The sequence below is a fragment of the Rhizobacter sp. OV335 genome, from assembly GCF_900142965.1.
Taxonomy (GTDB): domain Bacteria; phylum Pseudomonadota; class Gammaproteobacteria; order Burkholderiales; family Burkholderiaceae_C; genus Rhizobacter.
This window is the reverse complement of record NZ_FRCQ01000020.1, coordinates 54438-74009: the sequence shown is the minus strand read 5'-3', so window position 1 is coordinate 74009 and position 19572 is coordinate 54438. Positions and strand designations below refer to the sequence as shown.

Below are 19572 nucleotides of genomic sequence, written 5' to 3'. Positions count from 1 at the left end.
CGAGCTTCCCCATGACGACCACTCCCCTGACCATCCTCCACCTCGGCCTCGGCTCCTTCCACCGCGCGCACCAGGCCGTCTACCTGCAGAATCTGATCAACCAGGGCGACAGCAGCTGGCAGATCGCCGGCGGCAACCTGCGCCCCGACATGGCCGACACCATCGCCGCGCTGCAGAAGCAAGGCGGCGCCTACACGCTGGAGACGGTGACGCCGGCCGGCGAGCGCTTCTACGAACGCATCACCGCGATCCGCCAGATCGTGCCGTACACGCCCGACCTGGCCGGGCTGATCGCGATCGGCGCCGATGCAGCCACGCGCATCATCTCGTTCACCGTCACCGAGGCCGGCTACTACCTCGATGACCACAACCGGCTCGACGACAGCTTCGCCGACCTGGCCAGCGACCTCGCCGGTACGACGCGCTCCACGATCTACGGCGCGATGGCCGCGATCCTCGCCGAGCGCCGCCAACGCAACGCCGGCCCGGTGACGCTGCTGAACTGCGACAACCTGCGCGGCAACGGCGAGCGCTTCCGCGCCGGCTTCCTCGACTTCCTCGCGCGCCGCAATCAGTCGGACCTGCGCGCCTGGGTCGAGCAGCACACCAGCTCGCCGAACGACATGGTCGACCGCATCACGCCGCGCCCGCTGCCCGACATCGCGGGGCGAGTGAAGGCCGCGACCGGCGTCGACGATGGCGCGCCGGTGATGGGCGAGCGCTTCATCCAGTGGGTCATCGAGGACCACTTCATCAACGGCCGCCCGGCCTGGGAGAAGGCCGGCGCCGAGATGGTGGCCTCGGTGCTGCCGTACGAGGAAGCGAAGATCCGCATCCTGAACGCGAGCCACAGCTGCTTCGCGTGGGCCGGCACGCTGCTCGGCTACCAGTACATCCACGAAGACGTGGCGCACCCGGCGATCCGCAAGATGGCGTTCGACTACGTCACCAACGACGTGATCCCGTCGCTGGAGTCGTCACAAAAACCTTATCCGCTCGACCTCGCGGCCTACCGCGACGTCGTGATCGACCGCTTCAGCAACCCGTACCTGCAGGACACCAACCAGCGCGTCGCGATGGACGGCTACGCGAAGATCGCCGGCTTCCTGTGGCCGACCTTCCGCGAGTGCCTCGGCCGCGGCGCGTCGATCGCGTCGGTCGCGAAGCTGCCGGCGCTGTTCTTCGAGTTCCTCGGCCGCTGGCACCGCGGCGAGCTGAGCTACACGTACCACGACCAGGGCATGGACGCGGCGAGCGCGCATGCGATCTTCGAGAGCGCCGACCCGCTGGCCGCGTTCAGCCGCGACCCGGTGCTGTGGGGCCCGCTGGCCGGCGATGCGCGGCTGGTGGCGGCGCTGCAGCAGGCGCATGCCGAGGTGCTGCAGTTCCTGAAGGAGAACGGCCATGGCTGATTTCCCCGCCACCCAACGCCTCGCGGACTGCCACGCGCTGCTGACCGGCGCCGGCGGCGGCATCGGGCTCGCGGTGACGCGGGCCTTCCTGCGCGAAGGCGCGCGCTGCACCGCGGTCGACCTGCCGGCCACGCCGGCGCCCGAGCTGCAGGCGCTGGTCGACCAGCACCCGGGGCGCTTCCAGTACCTGAGCGGCAACGTCGCGCGCAGCGACGACATCGCGCGCTTCGTCGCCGGCGCGCAGGAACGCCTGGGGCCGATCACGACGCTGTTCAACAACGCCGCGGTGTTCGACCTGGCGCCGCTGCTCGATTCGGACGAGGCGATGTACCAGCGCCTCTTCGACGTCAACGTCAAAGGCATGTTCTTCACGATGCAGGCGGTGCTGCGCCGCATGGTCGACGGCGGCGTGCGCGGCAGCATCATCAACCTCGCGTCGCAGGCCGGTCGCCGCGGCGAGGCGCTGGTGTCGCACTACTGCGCGAGCAAGGCGGCGGTGATCAGCTACACGCAATCGGCCGCGCTCGCGATGGCGCCCCACGGCATCCGCGTCAACGGCATCGCGCCGGGCGTGGTCGACACGCCGATGTGGGGGCAGGTCGACGCCCTCTTCGCGCGCCACGAGCACCTGCAGCCGGGCGAGAAGAAGATCGCGGTCGGCAAGGCCGTGCCGCTGGGCCGCATGGGCGTGCCCGACGACATCGCCGGCGCCGCGGTCTTCCTGGCCGGTGGAGAATCGGCCTACATCACCGCGCAGACGCTGAACGTCGACGGCGGCAACGTGATGAATTGACCCCCCCGAAGCGCCTGCGGCGCCTCCCCCCGGGGGGCGCCACCAGCGGCCCGGCAAAGCCGGTTCCGCGGTGGCCGCTTGATGGCACATGAGTAGATGAACATGAATCGCACACGCAGCCCCGAACTCGAGCACGACTTCGTGCGCGACACCAAGCTCGGCTACGAGCCCGAGGGCACCTACGGCTACGTGCGCTGCCTGGAGCACGGCGTGCCGAACCCGCTGGTGCGCTGGCACTACCACGAAGAGTACGAGCTGCACCTGATCATCGAGACGCGCGGCAAGGTGTTCGTCGGCGACTACATCGGGCATTTCGAGCCGGGGCACCTGGTGCTGACCGGGCCGCGCCTGCCGCACAACTGGATCTCCACCGACATCCCGGCCGAAGGCGTGCCGCTGCGCGACGTGGTGCTGCAGTTCTCCGACGAGCCGCTGCGCCGCGCGACCGACCTGATCCACGACCTGCGCGACGTGCTGCCGCTGCTGGAGCGGGCGCGCCACGGCATCGAGTTCTTCGGCATGAGCGACCGGGCGCGCGAGCGGCTGGTGCGCATCCGCAGCCTGCACGGGCTGAAGCGCTTCACCGAGTTCCTGGAGTTCCTCGGCGAGCTGTCGGAGTGCAGCGACTACCGGCTGCTGTCGAGCATGCCGCTGCAGAGCTTCGACGACGACACCTCGCTCGCGCAGATCAGCACCATCGTCGACTACATCACCGAGAACAGCGCCAACCAGTTCTCGATGGCCGAGCTGAGCCGGCGCGTGGGCATGAGCGAGAGCCAGTTCTCGCGCTACTTCCGGCGCGCCACCGGCAACACCTTCACCGATTTCGTGAACCGGCTGCGCGTGACGCGGGCCTGCCAGCTGCTGATGGAGACCGACCGCTACATCACCAACGTCTGCTACGACGCGGGGTTCAACAACGTCGCGAACTTCAACCGTCGCTTCCTGGAGATCAAGGGGATGACGCCGAAGGAGTTCCGCAAGCAGGGCGAGGCAAGGTTCGGCGGGGGCTCGGGTAAATCCCCATCCCAGTAGCCAATCCCCCCCGGTGCACACTGCCGGGATGCCTTCGGTTGCCCCTGCCCGCCCGCGCATCCTCGTCGTCGACGACGACCCCGACCTGCGCGCGTCGCTCGACGACGCGCTGACGCAGTCCGGCTTCGACGTCAGCACCGCCGGCGACGGCGTCGGCCTGCACGCGGCGCTGGCCGAGGCGCCGCACGCGCTGGTGCTGCTCGACCTGCGCCTGAAGGACGAGCACGGCCTCGCGCTCGCACGCGGCCTGCGCGAGCGGCATCCGACCCTGCCGATCATCATGATCAGCGGCAGCAGCGACGAGATGGACCGCGTGCTGCTGCTCGAACTCGCGGCCGACGACTTCCTCGTCAAGCCGTTCAGCCCGCGCGAACTGCTGGCCCACGTGCGCGCGGTGCTGCGGCGCACGCAGCCTGCCGGCGCCGCACCGGCGCCACGCGAGCCCGCCGCGCAGCTGCAGTTCGGCGACTGGACGCTCGACCTGCGCGAGCGCGAGCTGCGCAGCGCCGACGGCAGTGCCTGCGCGCTGACGCCGGCCGAGTTCCGGCTGCTCGAAGCCTTCGTCAGCCAGCCCGGCAAGGTGTGGACGCGCGACCAGCTGCTGGAGCACACGCGCAGCCTGGAGACCGAGGTGTTCGACCGCAGCGTCGACGTGCTGATCCTGCGCGTGCGCCGCAAGATCGAGCCGAACCCGAAGCACCCGCGCTACATCTGCACCGAGCGCGGGCTGGGCTATGTCTTTGCCGCCCCGGTGACACACGGGCATGAGCGCACCACCTGAAGCGACCCCCAGTGTCGGCCCGCGCGCGCAGCGGGTGCGCACGCGGCTGATGGCCGCCTTCGTGATCCTGCTGGCCGCGGCCATCGCGCTGACCATCGTCGGCTGGCTCGGCATGCAGCGCACGCAGCGCGAGCTGTCCGCCTACGAAGACGAGGTGCTGCCGCAGATCGCGCAGGCGCTCGAACTCGCCGAACGCACGACACGGCTGGCCGCCACCGCGCCGAACCTGGCCGAGTCGCGCACGCCCGAGAGCCTGGACGCCAACGCGACGATCGCGCGCGGGCTGATCAGCGAGATCCGCCAGCGCTCCGGCGAGATCGACGTCCAGAGCCCGCTGAAGGCCCGCCTCGACCCGCTGATCGACCGCGGCGACATCAACCTGCTGCGCCTGGCCGAGCTGACCCAGCTGCGCCAGCAGGTGCGCCAGCGGCTGCAGACGCAGATGGAGCGGCTGGAGGACATCGGCAGCCGGCTGCACGCCCGCGGCACGCCGCCGCGCCACGGCGACCCGGTGCTGACCCAGGTGTGGTCCAGCCTGGTGCTGGGTGCAAGCGTCGACACGCCGGCCACGCTCGGGCGGCTGCAGGCCGATGTGGAAGCGCTGCTGATCGCGGCCGACCGGCGCGCGGCCTACGCCGGCCTCGGCGACGTGTTCCGCGCGACGCTGCGCGAGCTGTCGATCGGCCCGGCCGGCATCCTGCGGCTGCGCAGCGAGCAGATCAACCTCGACGGCCGCAGCGGCTCGCTGGTGCTGCTGACGCGCACCAATGCCGATGAACTGAGCGCGCAGGTCTCGCGCCACGTCGACACGCTGCGCCAGACCGCGCAGACGCGCAGCGAGGGGGTCTCGCGCGCGATCACCTCCGGCAAGACCGGGCTGCTGTTGCTGACGCTGGTGTGCGGCGTGATCGCGCTCGGCGCTACGGCCTACGTGCACCGGCTGGTCGGCGGCGTCGAGCGGATCACCGCGGTGATGTCGCGGCTGGCGCGCGGCGACACCTCGGTGGCCACGCCGGCGACCGCGCGCCGCGACGAACTGGGCGCGCTGGCCCGCACCTTCGAGGTGTTCCGCGACAACCTGCTGGCCAAGCAGCAGCTGGTGGCCGACCTGCGCCAGCAGGGCGAGCTGCGGGCCGCGGTGCACAGCAGCATGAACGACGGGCTGGCAGTGTTCGACCGCGACGGCCGGCTGCGGCTCTGGAACGAGCCGCTCGAACGCATGCTGGCCGTGCATGGCGTGCGACCGCTTGAGGGCGAGCCGCCGCGCCAGCTGATGGCGCAGCTGACCGGCGGCATCGCATGGAGTGCGCCGGGCCTGACCGAGCGGCAGACGCTGGCCGCCGGCGCGCTGCCGCCGTTCACCGCGCATGCGCACGTCGAGCTGTACCTGCCGGACAACCGGGTCTACGACGTGCGCAGCCGGGCGATGCCGGATGGCGGCGTCGTGAGCCTGGTCACCGACCTGACCGAGCGCCGCGCGATCGAGGTGCAGCTGCAGCATGCGCTGCGGCTGGAGATGCTGGGCCAGTTGACCGGCGGCGTCGCGCACGATTTCAACAACCACCTGGGCACGATCGTCGGCACGCTCGGGCTGCTGGAGTCGCAGCCCGGGCTCGATGCGATCGGCCGCGCGCAGCTGCAGCGCGCCGGCCGCGCCGCCGAGCGCGCCAGTGCGTTGACGCGGCGGCTGCTCGCGTTCGCGCGGCGCCAGCCGCTGCAGGCCGAGCCGGTGGTGGTGGATGCGATGGTCGAGGAGATGGTCGACCTGATCGACTACAGCGCCGGCGAGGCGGTGCAGGTGGCGCTCGCGCTGCGCGCTGGCACCGCCCGCGTGCACCTGGACCGCGGGCAGCTGGAGAACGCGCTGCTGAACCTGGTGATCAACAGCGCGGCCGCGATGCCGGGTGGCGGGCGGCTGCAGGTCGCGACGCGGGTGGACGGCGGGGAGCTCGAACTGCGCATCACCGACACCGGCAGCGGCATTCCGGAGGCGCTGCGCGAGAAGGTGTTCGAGCCGTTCTTCACGACCAAGGCGGACGGCGAAGGCAGCGGGCTCGGGCTGTCGATCGTCTACGGCTTCGTCAAGCAATCGGGTGGGCGCATCGCGCTCGCGAGCCGCATCGGCGAGGGCACGAGCGTGACGCTGCGCTTCGCGCTGGATGCGGGCGTGACGGCGGCGGTGCCGGTGGTCCCGGTGGTGCGGACGCCTGCCGAGGCCGACTGGCCGGTGTCGTCGGTGCTGCTGGTCGACGACGACGAGACCTTCCGCAGCACGGTGGCCGAGATGCTGTCGGCAGCCGGTTGCAGCGTGCGCGCGGTGGCGAGCGCCGAGCGGGCGCTGGACCTGCTCAAGAAGGGCCCGGCACCGCAGATGCTGCTGTCGGACGTGCGGCTGGGCGACGGCACCGGCGGCGTGGAACTCGCACACGCGGTCGCCGCCGGCTGGCCCGACGTGCGCGTGGCGCTGATGTCGGGCATGCGCGCAGAGGCGTTCGGCGCACAGGATGCCGAACCGGGTTGGCCGTTCCTGCAGAAGCCGTTCGATGCATCGGCGCTGCGCGACTGCCTGCGTGCCGCGCTCGCACCGGCCCGCTGACCGCCCCTCAGCGCAGCCGCTTCAGCGTGGCAATGCCTTCGCGAGGCGCCGCCGATGCCTGCACCGGGTCGAGCACGGCCGGCACCGGCACCACCAGCACCTTCACGCTGCCGGCGATGAACAACGTGCGGCCATCCGCGGCGATGTTGACGATCGGCTTCACGCAACTGCCGTCAGCGAGCGCCGTGCGGCAGGTCGGGTATTCGGCCAACCCGAAGCTGCCGAGCAGCGGCAATTGCGCCGCAGCACCGACCGGCCCGCTGGCATCGAAGACAAAGACGCGAGGCAGCGTCGTGCCGGCCGGGTCGCTCCAGTCCGACGGCAGCGACACGACGTACACGCGGCGCCCGTCCGGCGACAGCACCGCCGCGTTGTCGCTCCAGCCGGGCGCCGTCACGTGGACCGCGCCGATCAACGCGAAGTCCGCGTCGTAGACCTTGCCGGCCACCATCATCCGGCTGCCGGTCTCGTCGATGCCGTTCAGCGGCGCGTCCAACGCTCCGACATTCGCGGGTGCGTCGTGCCACTCGGGCAAGGAGATGTCCGCATACAGCAGCGGCGACGGGCCGCCGCGGTTCGAGCTCATCACGACCCGTTCGCCGTTGCGCGACACCTCGATGGCCGATCCGTTCGGGAAGGCGGTCGTCGAGCCGGTCGCCACATCCGCGAAGACCCGGGTCCCCAGGTCGAAGGTCATCCCCCGACCGCCATCCGTGCCGGCCCAGAACCTCGCCTTGCCATCGTTCGTGACGCCGATGCCATGGCCGGTCGATCCGGCGACCGGCTTCACGCCCATCAGATAGGTCCAGGAGATCGAGAATCCCACCGGATCCACCAGGTACAGCCGGCCGCTGTCCGTGGTGGCAAGCAGCCACTGGCCGTCGGGGCTCAGCCCGATGTCGACGAGGCCGGGCATCTGCAGCGTTCTGGCAGACCACTCGCTGCCCTGGTTCCGAAAGCGCAGCACGGCCGACAGCCGGCGGTTGGCGACAAACACCTGGCGGTGCCAGGCATCGTGGAGCACGCTGACCGGTGTGCCGTCCGCGGGGAAGCTTGCCGCGGGGTAGGCCTGGGGATCGATCACCCGCAGCGTCGCCGGCTGGGTGGCGATGCCCAGCGCATTCGACATGCTGACCTGGAAGTTCCCCGCCGCCAGTGCCGGCAGCGTCACTTTCAGCGAGGCCGCGCCGGCCCGCTCGACGTCGACCGGCGTGACGCCGCCGATCGACAGGTGCGATGCCGGGTCGGCCAGCCGATCGAAGCCGCGGCCGCTCACGATGAGCGTCGCAGGCTGGCCCGACAACAGCAAGGCCGGCCCGAGCGTGAGCACCTCGGCCAGTTCGCGCCGCAACGTCAGTTTGGCGTCCGCCGGCGTCAGGTCCTGTCCGACCGGCGCATCGGAAGCATGCACCTTGATCTTCACGGTGGAGATCGCGTCGGAGTAGGGAGGCAGCGCGCGCAGGTCGGCGACCTTCACCTCGAACGGCACCGACGTGCCCACCGGCCCACTCGGCTGCGGCAGGTGCACCCAGGGCGACACGGTGGTGGCCGTCCAGGTGCCGGAGGCAACGCCGTTGGTGACCACCGGAATACTGCCCGACAGCACCGAGCCGGTCGAATCACTGTCGAGCACCACCGACTGGGGCAGCGGTACCGCGAGGCCCCTGCCGACGGTCATCGAGACCGGCACCTTCACGGGCTTGCCCGGATACGCGCCCGTCAGCGTGATCGTCGCCAGATAGACGCCCGGCGCGAGACGCAGTGCGCTGGCCTGCGCCAGCAGATCGCCGTCGGAACCCGTGGTCAGCGTCAGCCAATCGGTTGCCGCCAGGCCGCTGTTGTACGAGATGCTCGCCGTCACGTCGGGATTCCAGCTCGGCCGCTGCAGGCCCAGCGGCTGCGGCGTGGCGCTGGTGCCTTCGGCAACGGCCAGCGTCAGCCCGGTCTTCGCGGCGACGTCCAGCATCCGATCACCGCCCGAAGGAGCACTGACGGTGAAGGTGACGGGCAGATCGACCGTCTGGGTACCGCTGCTCACGTGAATCACCGCCTTGTAGGTGCCAGACGGCAGCGACAGCGTGCTCACGGTGAAGCCGGTCGCATCGGTGTCGGAGACGGTCAGCCACGGGAGGTTCGGCGGGCCGAGCTTGAAACCGTCCTGGCCGTACTCGTTCAGGCTGAGCACGCGGACCCGGGCGTTCGCCGCCTGGCCACTGGGGGCCGAAAGCGCCAGCGCGGCCGAGTCGAGAACGAGTTGCCGGGCGGGGACCTCATGGCGCACCGTGAGCATGCGGCTGTGGCTTCCGGCCGTCACCCGGATGCCGGCTGTGAAGGTGCTGGCGCTGCTCGCGAGCGCGGTGACGCGGAAGCTGTCGGCGGTGAGCTGGTCGATGGTGGCCCAGCCGGCGAGCGACGACGCGGCGAAGCTGGTCGCATCGGGCGGCAGCGTCAGGTGCACCGTGGCGGACACCGGCTCGCCGACAAAGCTTTGCAGCACCAGCGTGTCCGGACTGAACACGATGTTCGGCCGCACGGTGATGGTGTACGACAGATTGGCAGGCGACCCCGCGTAGTGCCGCTTGCAGGTCGGGTCGGCGCAGACCAGCAGCACCAGCGTTCCCGTGTAGGTGCCCGCGGGCAGCTGCGAATTCACGATGACGCGCACCCGCGCGCCCGTGGTGCCCTGCACGTCGACCTGCACGTGGTCGATGTTCGAATCAGGTTTCCCGCTGGGGGTGTCGGCGCCGAGGTACACGCTGCCGCTGGGCGAACCGTGCGCGGTGGCCTGCACCACGCCTTCTGGCGCGACCTGGCCCGCCTCGAACTCGATGCTGACGTTGTCGCGGTCGTAGGTGACGCCGAAGGTCGCGCTCGTCACGCCATCGTCTGCGCCGCCACCTCCACCGCAGGCCGACGACAACAGCATCGCCGCGGCGACAAGACAGCAGTTCGCCAGCCGGCGAACCGGCGCGCGCAGGGAAACCATGTCGACTCCTCCTCGCCCGTGCCGGTGGCCGGGTGCCCGTTTCGTTGTGGATGGGTGCGGCGCGCCCTCACGCGCCGTGGCGCATTCTAGGCAGGCTCAACGCTCTCGCGCTGCCTCCTGCGCGACCTTCTTCACCGGCGACAGCAAATACTCGATCACCGAGCGCCGCCCCTGCTGCACCTCGGCCGTGACGGCCATGCCCGGGTTCAGCGCCAGCTTCTCGCCGGTGGCGGCGCTGGTCAGCACCGGGCTGTCGATCTGCACGATCGCGCGGTAGTTGAGCTGCGGCTGGCCCGGTGGCTGGGGTTGCTGTTGTTGCTGCTTCGGATCGGCCGCATCGGCGCTGACCAGGATCACGCGGCCGTCGAGCAGGCCGTATTTCTGGAACGGGTAGGCCGCGACCTTGACCTTGGCGAGCTGGCCGACGCTGACGAAGCCGACGTCCTCGTTGTGCAGCTGCACCTCGGCCTGCAGCGGCTCGCCCTGCGGCACGATGTTCATCAGCAGCGCGCCGGCCGACACCACCGCGCCGCGCGTGGTGGTGGCCAGGTCCTTCACGATGCCGGCGTTCGGCGCGCGGATCTCCAGCTGGCCGGCACGCACCGTCGACTTCTGCCATTCCTGGTCGCTGCGGTTCAGCGTGGCCAGCGTCTCGATGCGCTCGTTCTCGAGCTGCGAGCGGTACTGCGAGCGCAGCGCCGCCAGCTTGCGCTCCGATTGCGCGATGGCGAGTGCCCCGCTCTGCACGTTGGCGGTCTGCACCTTCACGTCCTGCTCGCGCTCGGTGGCCTCGCGGCCCTTCTCGTTGGCCGCCAGCTCGCCGACGAAGCCTTCCTTGACGAGCTGACGGTAGGCCTGCGCGGACTGCTGGTAGCTCGGCAGCGTCTGCGTCAGCTTGGACAGCTGTTGCTGCGACGCATGCAGGTCGGCCTGCGCGCGGGCGCGGGTCTCCTGCTCCTGCGCGACGGCATCGAGGTAGGCCTGGCGGCGCGCGCGGAACTGCGCGTCGACCTGGGCGTACAGCAGCGGCGGCTCGCCGCGGCCGGGCAGCAGCGGCTGGTCGGCCAGCTCGGCCTCGATGCGGCGCAGCGTCAGCTTCTTCAGCGCCACCTCCTGGCCGAGCGCCGCGGTGTCGGCCTGCGAGGCCCGCGCGTCCAGCTTCAGCAGCAACTGGCCCTCGGTCACCGCGTCGCCGTCCTTCACCAGGATCTCGGTGACGACACCGGCCTCGGCCGGCTGCACGAGCTTGGTGAAGCTGATCGGCACCAGCCGGCCCTCGGCCGTCGCGATGATGTCGAGCTGCGCGAACACCGACCACGCGAGCAGCAGCCCGATCAGCACCGCGACCGTGACCAACAGCACCCGCGGCAGGCGCGCCGGCGGGCGCTCCTGGATCGCGAGCAGGTCGGGCGCGAAGTCGAGCGCGTCGGGGTCGAGCACGGCGAGCTGGGTCATGCGCCGAGGCCTCGCAGGTCGTGGCGTTCACCGCGCCAGACCGTGTGGTTGCCGGATCCGGCGAGGCCGGCGGCCAGCACGTCCGACGCCGCGGCCGGGTCGGCGCCGATCGGCGTCGGCAGGCCCTCGCGTTGCGGGCTCGCGATGCGCATCGCCGAATCCAGCGCGCTCCACGAATCGACCAGCAAGGGCATCGCCTTCTCGGTCGGCGCGCTGCTCGACAACGCCGTCACCGTGATCGGAATCGTCGTGCCGTCGGCCAGCTTGATCGACTCGATCTTGTTGGCCGTGCCGACGTACCAGTTGGTGATCGTCAGCTTGTCGGCCGTCACGCCGCTGATCCCCAGCACGAGGTTGTTGCCGCTGCGCGTCTGGGTCAGCTGCGCTGCGGTGATGCCGGTGGCGATCTCGATGCGGTCGCTGCCACCCGCATCGGTGATCGTGTCCTGGCCGTCGCCGCGACCCCAACGGTAGACGTCGTTGGAGCTCGTTGCGGTGTCGCTCATCGTGTCGGTGCCGCCACCGCCGTAGTAGGTGTCGTTGCCGAGCCCACCCGTCAGCGTGTTGTTGCCGCTGTTGCCGAACAGCAGGTTGTCGAGATCGTTGCCCATGCCATTCAGGTTGCCGGTGCCCAGCAGGTTCAGGTTCTCGACGTTGGCAGCCAGCGCGCTGGTCATCGTGGCCAGGGTGTTCAGCGTGTCGGTGCCCTCGCCGAACAGCTCGGTGATCGTCTCGCCCGCGACGTCCACGAAGTAGCTGTCGTTGCCCAGGCCACCGATCATCATGTCGACACCGCCCTTTCCGTCGAGCACGTTGTTGCCGACATTGCCCACCAGCGTGTTCGCCGTCGTGCTGCCCGTCCCGTCGATGTTGGCACTGCCCTTGAGCGTGAGGGTCTCGACATTCACGGCCAGCGTGTAGGTGACGGTGGACTCGACCGCGTCGGTACCGGCACCGGACGCCTCGGTGATGCTGTCAAGCTGGTCATCGACCACATAGGTGTCGTTGCCCGCCCCGCCGCTCATGGCGTCCGCTCCCGCGCCACCGTCCAGCCGGTTGGTTCCGCCGTTGCCGGTGAGGGTGTTGGCCAGGTCGTTGCCCGTGCCGTTCACGTTCGAACTGCCCGTCAGCGTCAACACCTCGATGTTCGCCGAGAGCGTGTAGCTGACGTTGCTCTTCACCGTGTCGGTGCCTTCGGCGGAGTTCTCGACGATGACATCGGCCGTGCTGTCCACCGTGTAGGCGTCGTCGCCTGCACCGCCGCGCATCGTGTCGACGCCCTGCCCGCCGTCCAGCGCATTGGCCCCGGCATTGCCCACCAGCACGTTGCCGACCTTGTTGCCGATGCCGTTCAGGTTGCCGGTGCCGGTGAGCGTCAGGTTCTCCAGCGTCGCCGCCAGCGTCAGCGTGATGGCGGATTCGACGGTGTCGATGCCCTCGCCATCGAACTCGTTGATGTTGTCCTGCGTGCTGTCGATGACATACGTGTCGTCGCCCAGGCCGCCGTACAGGCTGTCGGTGCCGGCACCGCCCTCCAGCCGATCGTTGCCGGCGTCGCCGTTCAGGAAGTCGTTGCCGTCGCCGCCGAGCAGCGTGTCGTTGCCGATGTTGCCGCGCAGCCAGTCGTTGCCGGCCAGGCCGGTCAGCAGGCTGTCGATGGGGAGCGCTTCGAGGGTGTCGTCACCGTCGGTCCCGGTGAGCCGACTGAGCAGCTGGTTGATCTGCGACGTGCCCCAGACCGTGCCGTCCGCAAAGCGGATCTCCTCCACGTGGCCTGTGCTCGTGTCGGACAGATACCACTCGGCGACGCGAATCGTGTCGCCCGTCACCGCATGGGTGAGCACGAGGTCGCGATTGTCCAGCTTGCCGCGGATGTCGGAGGCCAGCACGCCGGACTGGAAGACGATCGCATCGACGGCACTGTCGTCCACCGCATTCATCTCATTCGCCACGAAGAACTCGTCGCGCTTGATCTCCAACACCACGTCCTGTCCCCAGTTCGCGCCGAAGACATATTGGTCGGCTCCTTCGCCGCCGACGAGCGTATCGTCGCCTGCGCCGCCGCTGAGCGTGTCGGCGCCGCTCCCCCCCTTGAGCAGGTCGTTGCCGGCATCGCCGTTCAGCATGTCGGCCGCGCCCTGGCCGAACAACTGGTCGTCGCCATCGCCGGCGGACAAGCTGCCGCCGCCCGCCGAGGCGATCAGCAGGTCAGCACCCGTGGTCGCCTGCTGCAACGAGCTGCGGCCGAGACCGGCCACGATCGCATCGCGCGTGAGCCGCGTGCGATCGGGCAGCAGGATGGAGTCGAGGTCGGTGCGGACCATGCCCGGGCCCGAGAAAAAGTCTTCGATCGTCATCTGATCGGCACTGCCGTCGATCGAGATCACCAGCGCGGTGTCCTGCTGCGTGAAGCGCAGGCGGCTCGCATCGGTGCTGGCCGTCAGGCCGATCGCCGACAGGCCCTGCTTCGATCCCTGCCAAAGCGCATCGCTGCGCGCGCCTGCGGTGCTGACCCGGTCCACGCCCGCTCCCTGGCCGAACTGCACCTGGACGTATGAAGACATGTTGCCGGTGCGGCTGAGGCTCAGCGTGTCGTTGCCGCTGCCTCCGTCGAGCAGCGCGTAGGTGGCGTCGCGGATCTCCAGCATGTCGTCTCCCGCGCCACCGAGCAGGGTGTCGTGCCCGCCGTAGCCGCGCAGGGTGTCGTTGCCGTCGCCGCCATCGAGCTGGTCGTAGGAGTCGAGGTAGTCGTAGCGCTGGTAGAAGGAGCTGTAGCTGACGCTTGCGAAGTCCAGCGACTCGAGGCGGTCGTCGCCGTCGCCGCCCTGGATCGCGTTGTTCGCCTGGCTGCCGTACAGCACGTTGTTGCCGGCGTTGCCCAGCACGTCGATGTTGCCGATCAATGCGCCCGCGCGCAGGTTCTCGACATTCGCATAGTCGGCAAGCGACAGCCGCGTGGCCGTGAGCCCGGCCAGGCTGTCGACGATCACCGTGTCGATGCCGCCGTTCGCCGCCTCGATCACCACGTCGTTCACGCCGATGCGGTAGGTGTCGTTGCCACCTTGGCCGGCCAGCACGTTGGCGGCCGTGTTCTGCGTGCTGTCGAAGATGTTGTCCAGCGCATTGCCGCCGCCGCTGATGGCCGCGCTGCCGCGCAGCGTCAGCATCTCCAGGTTGGCGCCGAGCGTGTAGCTTTGCGTCGAGATCACCTGGTCTGCCGAGGACAGCTGAGCCCCGTCGGCGAGGACCGCCTTCTCGATCACGACGTCGCCCACGTCGTCGACCATGTAGGTGTCGTCGATCGTGGTGCCCATCATCGTGTCGGCCCCGGCGCCACCGTCGATCAGCGTGCCGAGGATCGGGCCGCTGATCCAGTTGAAGTTCGCACCGCCCGTCTGCAGGTCGATCACGTTGTTGCCGGCATTGCCGATGTACGTGTAGCGCAACACGTCGTTGGCGTTGTAGAAGATGCCGCTGGCCTTGATGAGAGAGCCGACGTAGAGGTTCTCCACGTTGTCGGGGAGCGTGACGCCGAACGCGTTGCTCTGCAGCGTGTCGATGCCTTGGCCCGCGAGTTCCACGACGTTCGGCGTGACCGGCACGAAGAAGCTGCGATCGACGCCGGCGTAGCGCGTGCGGTCGAGGACGTAGTACCAGTCGTTGCCGGCGCCGCCGTACAAGGTGTCGGCACCGCCCATGCCGTCCAGCACGTTGTTGCCGGCATTGCCACGCAGCACGTTGGCCGCCGCATTGCCGTAGCCCGAGATCGGCATCCAGCCGGTCAGCTCCAGGTTCTCGACGTTGTCCGGCAGCGTGTACGTCACCGTGCTGCGCGCCGTGTCGGTGCCGCCGCCAGCCTGCTCGATGATCACGTCGGACGAGTTGTCGATCGAGAAGACATCGTCGCCGATGCCCCCCGTCTGCGTGTCGGCCGGGCCATGGATGCTGGCCCCGGCGCGAGCGACCACGTCGGCGTAGCTCCAGGTGCTGCCGTCGGCGAAGCGGATGCTGGCCACGCCCTGGCCGCCGGGCTGGAAGAACTGGTCGATCCACATCTGGGCGCCCGAGGGGCCATGCACCAGGATCAGCGAATCGCTGGTGGAGGACGCTCCACCACCGTCCTGATCGGTGCGCACGAGCGTGATGTCGGCGGCTGAGAACCCGGCACCGACCTGGATCACATTGGCGTTGCTGCCATCGAGATCGATGACGCGGTCGCTGCCCGTCCCTGGGTTGAACAGGTAGGTGTCGTTGCCGGCACCACCCTTCAGCACGTCGTAGTCGGCGCCGCCGTCCAGCACGTCGTTGCCGGTGCCGCCGTCGAGCACGTCGTCGCCGCCGCTGCCCAGCAGGGTGTCGTCACCGGCGCCGGACTGCACGCTGTCGTTGCCGCCCAACGCGTCGATCGCGTCGGCCGCGGCCCCGGTGTAGATCTGGTCGGCACCGGTGGTGGCCTGCTCGTTGCCGCTCGCCAGCGGCAGGGATGCCGTGGTGAACGCCGAGCCATCCGCGAATCGGTACTGGTTCATCGGGTTGGTCGAGAAGGCGCCCGTCACCGTCAGCTGGTCGCTGGTGCCGCGAATGCGGATGATCAGGTCGTCGTCGTGCTGGACCCAGATCAGGTCCGAGGGCAGGACATCCGCGGTGAACTGCACCACCTCGACATCGGTCTGGCCGCGATCGGTGTTGCCGATGCGGTCGGCGCCGTCGCCACGACCGAAGACGTAGGTGTCGTTGCCGCCGCCCCCGGTCAGCGTGTTGGCCAGCGCATTGCCACGCAGCACCTCGTCAAGGAATGTGCCGGAGACGCTGCTGCCGGTAGCCGTTGCATCGAGCCGCACGCCACGCGCGGCGAGCTCCTGGAAGCTCAGCGTGGACCCATCGGCGAAACGCACGCGGTCGAACGAAGTCGACACATGGGCCCAGTCGGCACCGTTGAACTGCAGCACGGCGCAGTCGGTTCCGCTGCCGTAGGCGAGTACGAGCCGCGGCGCGCGGTCGACGACACGCCATTCCAGCCGCACGCTGTCGGGGGCCACGTTGTCGGCGAACTCGATCACGTTCGGATCGCGCGAGACGCCGGCCTCGGACAGCAGCGCGGAGCCCTGCAGCAGGTCCATGCCGTCGCCCTGGCTCAGCGCGATGGTGACGCCGCCGCCGTTCCAGTTGTAGATGTCGTCGCCGCCGGCGCCTTCCAGGCGCGCGTTGCCGTCGAAGCTGTTCAGCGTATCGGCCGCCTTGCCGCCGGCCAGTGAGCGCGAGCTGCCGTCCGTCGTGAGGGAGACGCTGTCGACAAGCGTCGAGCGCAGCAACTGCGCGAGCGACTGGGTCGTGCCATCCGCCATCTCGAACGAGCTGACCGCATTGCCTCGCAGGCCACCCTGGATCACCACCCGCGCGCCGCCGTCCATCACGACGACCAGGTCGCCCGGGACTGCTCCCTTGCCGGTGGCCACCACGGCCTCATCGGCAAACACGACCTTGTTGACGCCTTGCGTGTCGGAGATCGTGTCGGCCACGGTGCCGTCGATGGTCAGGTCGCCGGCATGCAGGATGTAGGTGTCGTCGCCGGCGCCGCCGGACATCAGGTCCAGGCCGGCACCGCCGTCCAGCGTGTCGTTGCCGGCACCGCCGATGAGCGTGTCGTCGCCGGCGCCACCGATCAGCAGGTCCTTGCCATTGCCGCCGACCAGCGTGTCCGCACCGCTGCCGCCGTCGAGCGTGTCGTCGCCGGTCAGGGTGGAGACAGCGAAGAAGGAGTCTTCGTTCTCGCCCGAGAGCCAGTCGTTGCCATCACCGCCGCTCAACAGGTCGTTGCCGCCGCCGCCGAGCAGCGTGTCGGCCCCCTGACCGCCCTTCAACGTGTCGGCGCCGTGCTGGCTGGCCGGCAGGATGCCCTCGACATCGTCGCCCGAGAGCTGGTCGTCGCCATCGCCGCCGTCCATGTTGTCACTGCCGGCATCGCCCCACAGCCTGTCGTTGTCGGCACCGCCGAGCAGGGTGTCATTGCCGCCGCCTCCGCGCAGCGTGTCGTTGCCTGACTCGCCGTCGAGGTAATCCGCGCCTTCGTCGCCGGCTGCGGTATATGTCCAGCTCTGTGCCGTGGCGCCATTGACACCGTCGCCGAGCAGGTAGTCGTTGCCCGTGCCGCCGAAGGCCACGTCGGCACCTCCGCGCCCGTAGACCATGTCGTCGTCTGCGCCGCCCAGCAGGATGTTGGCGCCTGCCGAGCCGACAAGCAGATCATTGCCCGTCCCGCCATCGAGGAAGTCACCATCGTCGCCGCGTGCCGGCGCAGATGCGTTGACGTACTCGTTCCACAGCAGGTAGTTCAGGCCACCGGGCCGCTGATTGCTGGTATCGGCCACTTCGACGCCGTTGAACCGGTAGACCTTGCCGCCATCGGCGCCGGTCGTCACGGTGACCTGCCACTGCTGGCCGCGGCCGACCTCCACTTCGCCGGCGCCGAGCGATGCAAAGCGCCCGTACTTGCCGCTGTCACGATCGGCCTGGCTGAGGAGGTCGTACTCGTCGGCGGGCAACCACCACTTGCCGCTGCCCCAGACGTTGAACGAGTGGCTGGCGAACAGCAGGTCGTCGCCGGCGCCGCCGTACAGCATGTCGGCACCGCGTCCACCGAACAGGAAGTCCGCGCCGTCGCCTCCGAACAGCTGATCGTTCTTGTTGCCACCGCTCAGGATGTCGACACCGGCGCCCCCAAAGAGCGTGTCGTTGCCGATGTCCTGATTGATGGATTCCACGAACACCCCGACGGGCGCGATGACGCTCCCATCTTCCATGCCGCTGACGATGATGTCGTTGCCGCCGCCGCCATCCAGCTCGTCGCCCGGTTGATCGTGCGTGGACAGGTCCGGGGTGCCGCGATAAAACGGCAGGATCACGCCAGGCGCGTTGCCCGCAATGATGAATCGGTCATGGCCGCCGAGCAGAGTGGGCCCGCCGATGTCCACGCCGTTGACGACGACCTCCTGGTCGCCCAATGCATCGCGCACCGAAGGCGCAATTTGCACCGGGGTGGGCGCCGCATCGAACTTGATGCCGAGCTGGTCGGGCTTGAAGTTGGCGATGCAGAAGGCGCCTTGCGCGCAGGAGACGATCAGGTCCTGCTGCCCCACCGTGCTTCGGCTGTCGATCAGGCTGTAGAAGATCTGGCCGTCGTCGCTGACCCAGGTGTTGGGGGATCCGGCCACGGCCTTGCCGCCCTTGAGCTGCACGCTCGTGCCGTTCACCGTGAAGTTGATGACACCTGCACCGTCGGAGTCGAGCACCGTGTCGAAGCCCTCACCTGCGGTGATCGCGTAGATGTCGATGCCGTCGCCACCAAGCAGGCTGTCATCCCCGGCGCCACCGTCAAGCCGATCGTCCCCGGCGCCACCACGCAGTTCGTCGCTGCCGGCACCACCCGCCAGGACGTCGTTCCCGCCTCCGCCGATCAGGACATCGTCCCCCGCATTGCCGGACAGGATGTCGGCGGCCGCGCTGCCGATGATCAGGTTCGCTGCCGCATCGCCAGAGACGGCACCGGCCCCCACATAAGCCGAGTCGAAACGCTTGCTGCCGCTGTCACCGGCACCATCCGCCAAGCCGGCAGCAAGGCGATAGTCCGCCTCGGCGGCCGCCCTCCAGGACGTGTTGTTCAGATCGATCTTCGTGCTGGTTTCGCTCGTAGGTGCGAACAGGCTGCCGAGCACTGAAGACCTTCCAGCCGCCAAGGCCGGGAAGGCGGTTGTCATGACCGCATCGAACGCAGCGATCAGAGCGTTTCCCGACAACGCGCCGGTCAACCGCGCCAGTCCATCGACGAAAGATTGAGGAATCTCGACGTCGAATACAGCCGCAGCTACCCCCGCCAGAACTTTTGCCTTGTCTTGATTGGAAAGGTCCGTCGCTCCGACGATGGTCGACGAGATCTGGTTGTAGGCATCCTGCTCTGGATGAGTCTTCTTCAAATTGTCCCTAGCCCTCTCGATTGTCGTATCTGAATAAGGGAGCCACTTGAAAAAAAGCAATCCGTTTGCTGGGTCGTGCGTATCCAGTTCCACTTTTTTTGGGCCGACCTTTGAGAGCTCAAAGCCGAACACCTTTGCTTCTCCGGATAGCTCGCCGACATAATTTCCATCTGCATTCTTCGATATCTTGGTCTTGAGCTCTCCGGAAATAGCTGCCTTGCCCCAACCGATATCCAATTCCAAGCCTGTAGTCTGCTGAGTCGCCGCATTGAATGACAGTTTGGCAGTGAGCGGTCCGAACTTGAGGGAAACATTACCCTTGCCATCGCTGTCTATTTTGTATTTCAGGCCGGGCACTCCCGGAATATCGAACGCGAGATCGGCGATCTTCTCCGACGGCTTGAAGGTGACCCCACCAGCGCCAAGCGTGGTGACTTCCCCCGTCTTCATGTTGAACTTTACTTTCAGCTCTTTATACTGATAGGTGATCTCATCACCACTGATGGAAATTGGATTCGCCATGATTTACTCCGCCCTGATGTTG

Annotated in this window: 8 protein-coding genes; 5 read left to right on the top strand and 3 right to left on the bottom strand. The window is 68.7% G+C overall.

The annotated features are described in order from the left end of the window. The first annotated feature begins 11 nt into the window (after positions 1–11). From dalD to BUE42_RS20015, 5 genes are all read left to right on the top strand, one after another. Positions 12–1412: a D-arabinitol 4-dehydrogenase gene (gene dalD / locus BUE42_RS20035; protein ID WP_073467060.1), complete on the top strand. Its 1401-nt coding sequence runs from the start codon at positions 12–14 to the stop codon at positions 1410–1412. Further along, positions 1405–2205: an L-iditol 2-dehydrogenase gene (locus BUE42_RS20030; protein ID WP_073467059.1), complete on the top strand. Its 801-nt coding sequence runs from the start codon at positions 1405–1407 to the stop codon at positions 2203–2205. Before dalD ends, BUE42_RS20030 begins: the two co-directional genes overlap by 8 nt. A 102-nt stretch (positions 2206–2307) precedes the next feature. Beyond that, positions 2308–3240 carry an AraC family transcriptional regulator gene (locus BUE42_RS20025; protein WP_073467111.1) on the top strand — a complete coding sequence of 311 codons (933 nt, stop codon included), beginning with the start codon at positions 2308–2310 and terminating at the stop codon, positions 3238–3240. Between the two features lie 28 nt (positions 3241–3268). After that, a complete protein-coding gene (locus tag BUE42_RS20020; RefSeq protein ID WP_073467058.1) occupies positions 3269–4021 on the top strand; it encodes a response regulator in 753 nt (250 codons plus the stop codon). Beyond that, the gene (locus BUE42_RS20015; protein ID WP_073467057.1) at positions 4005–6617 is read left to right on the top strand and encodes an ATP-binding protein; all 2613 of its coding nucleotides are present in this window, start codon (positions 4005–4007) and stop codon (positions 6615–6617) included. The genes BUE42_RS20020 and BUE42_RS20015 overlap by 17 nt, the downstream gene beginning before the upstream one ends. Before the next feature lie 7 nt (positions 6618–6624). Here the strand turns inward: BUE42_RS20015 and BUE42_RS20010 are convergent, their stop codons facing one another. From BUE42_RS20010 to BUE42_RS34200, 3 genes are all read right to left on the bottom strand, one after another. Then, the gene (locus BUE42_RS20010) at positions 6625–9603 is read right to left on the bottom strand and encodes an SMP-30/gluconolactonase/LRE family protein (protein ID WP_143171628.1); all 2979 of its coding nucleotides are present in this window, start codon (positions 9601–9603) and stop codon (positions 6625–6627) included. Positions 9604–9699: 96 nt separating this feature from the next. Further along, complete coding sequence (locus tag BUE42_RS20005) at positions 9700–11058, bottom strand: HlyD family type I secretion periplasmic adaptor subunit (protein ID WP_073467055.1); 1359 nt, start codon at positions 11056–11058, stop codon at positions 9700–9702. Further along, on the bottom strand, positions 11055–19550 hold the full coding sequence (locus BUE42_RS34200) for a calcium-binding protein (protein WP_304442389.1): 8496 nt from the start codon (positions 19548–19550) through the stop codon (positions 11055–11057). The genes BUE42_RS20005 and BUE42_RS34200 overlap by 4 nt, the downstream gene beginning before the upstream one ends. Positions 19551–19572: the final 22 nt, after the last annotated feature.

Excerpts from the sequence above, each read along its gene's own strand:
- dalD (WP_073467060.1), top strand. The coding sequence starts at position 12 with ATGACGACCACTCCCCTGACCATCCTCCACCTCGGCCTCGGCTCCTTC.
- BUE42_RS20030 (WP_073467059.1), top strand. The coding sequence starts at position 1,405 with ATGGCTGATTTCCCCGCCACCCAACGCCTCGCGGACTGCCACGCGCTG.
- BUE42_RS20025 (WP_073467111.1), top strand. The coding sequence starts at position 2,308 with ATGAATCGCACACGCAGCCCCGAACTCGAGCACGACTTCGTGCGCGAC.
- BUE42_RS20020 (WP_073467058.1), top strand. The coding sequence starts at position 3,269 with ATGCCTTCGGTTGCCCCTGCCCGCCCGCGCATCCTCGTCGTCGACGAC.
- BUE42_RS20015 (WP_073467057.1), top strand. The coding sequence starts at position 4,005 with ATGAGCGCACCACCTGAAGCGACCCCCAGTGTCGGCCCGCGCGCGCAG.
- BUE42_RS20010 (WP_143171628.1), bottom strand. The coding sequence starts at position 9,603 with ATGGTTTCCCTGCGCGCGCCGGTTCGCCGGCTGGCGAACTGCTGTCTT.
- BUE42_RS20005 (WP_073467055.1), bottom strand. The coding sequence starts at position 11,058 with ATGACCCAGCTCGCCGTGCTCGACCCCGACGCGCTCGACTTCGCGCCC.
- BUE42_RS34200 (WP_304442389.1), bottom strand. The coding sequence starts at position 19,550 with ATGGCGAATCCAATTTCCATCAGTGGTGATGAGATCACCTATCAGTAT.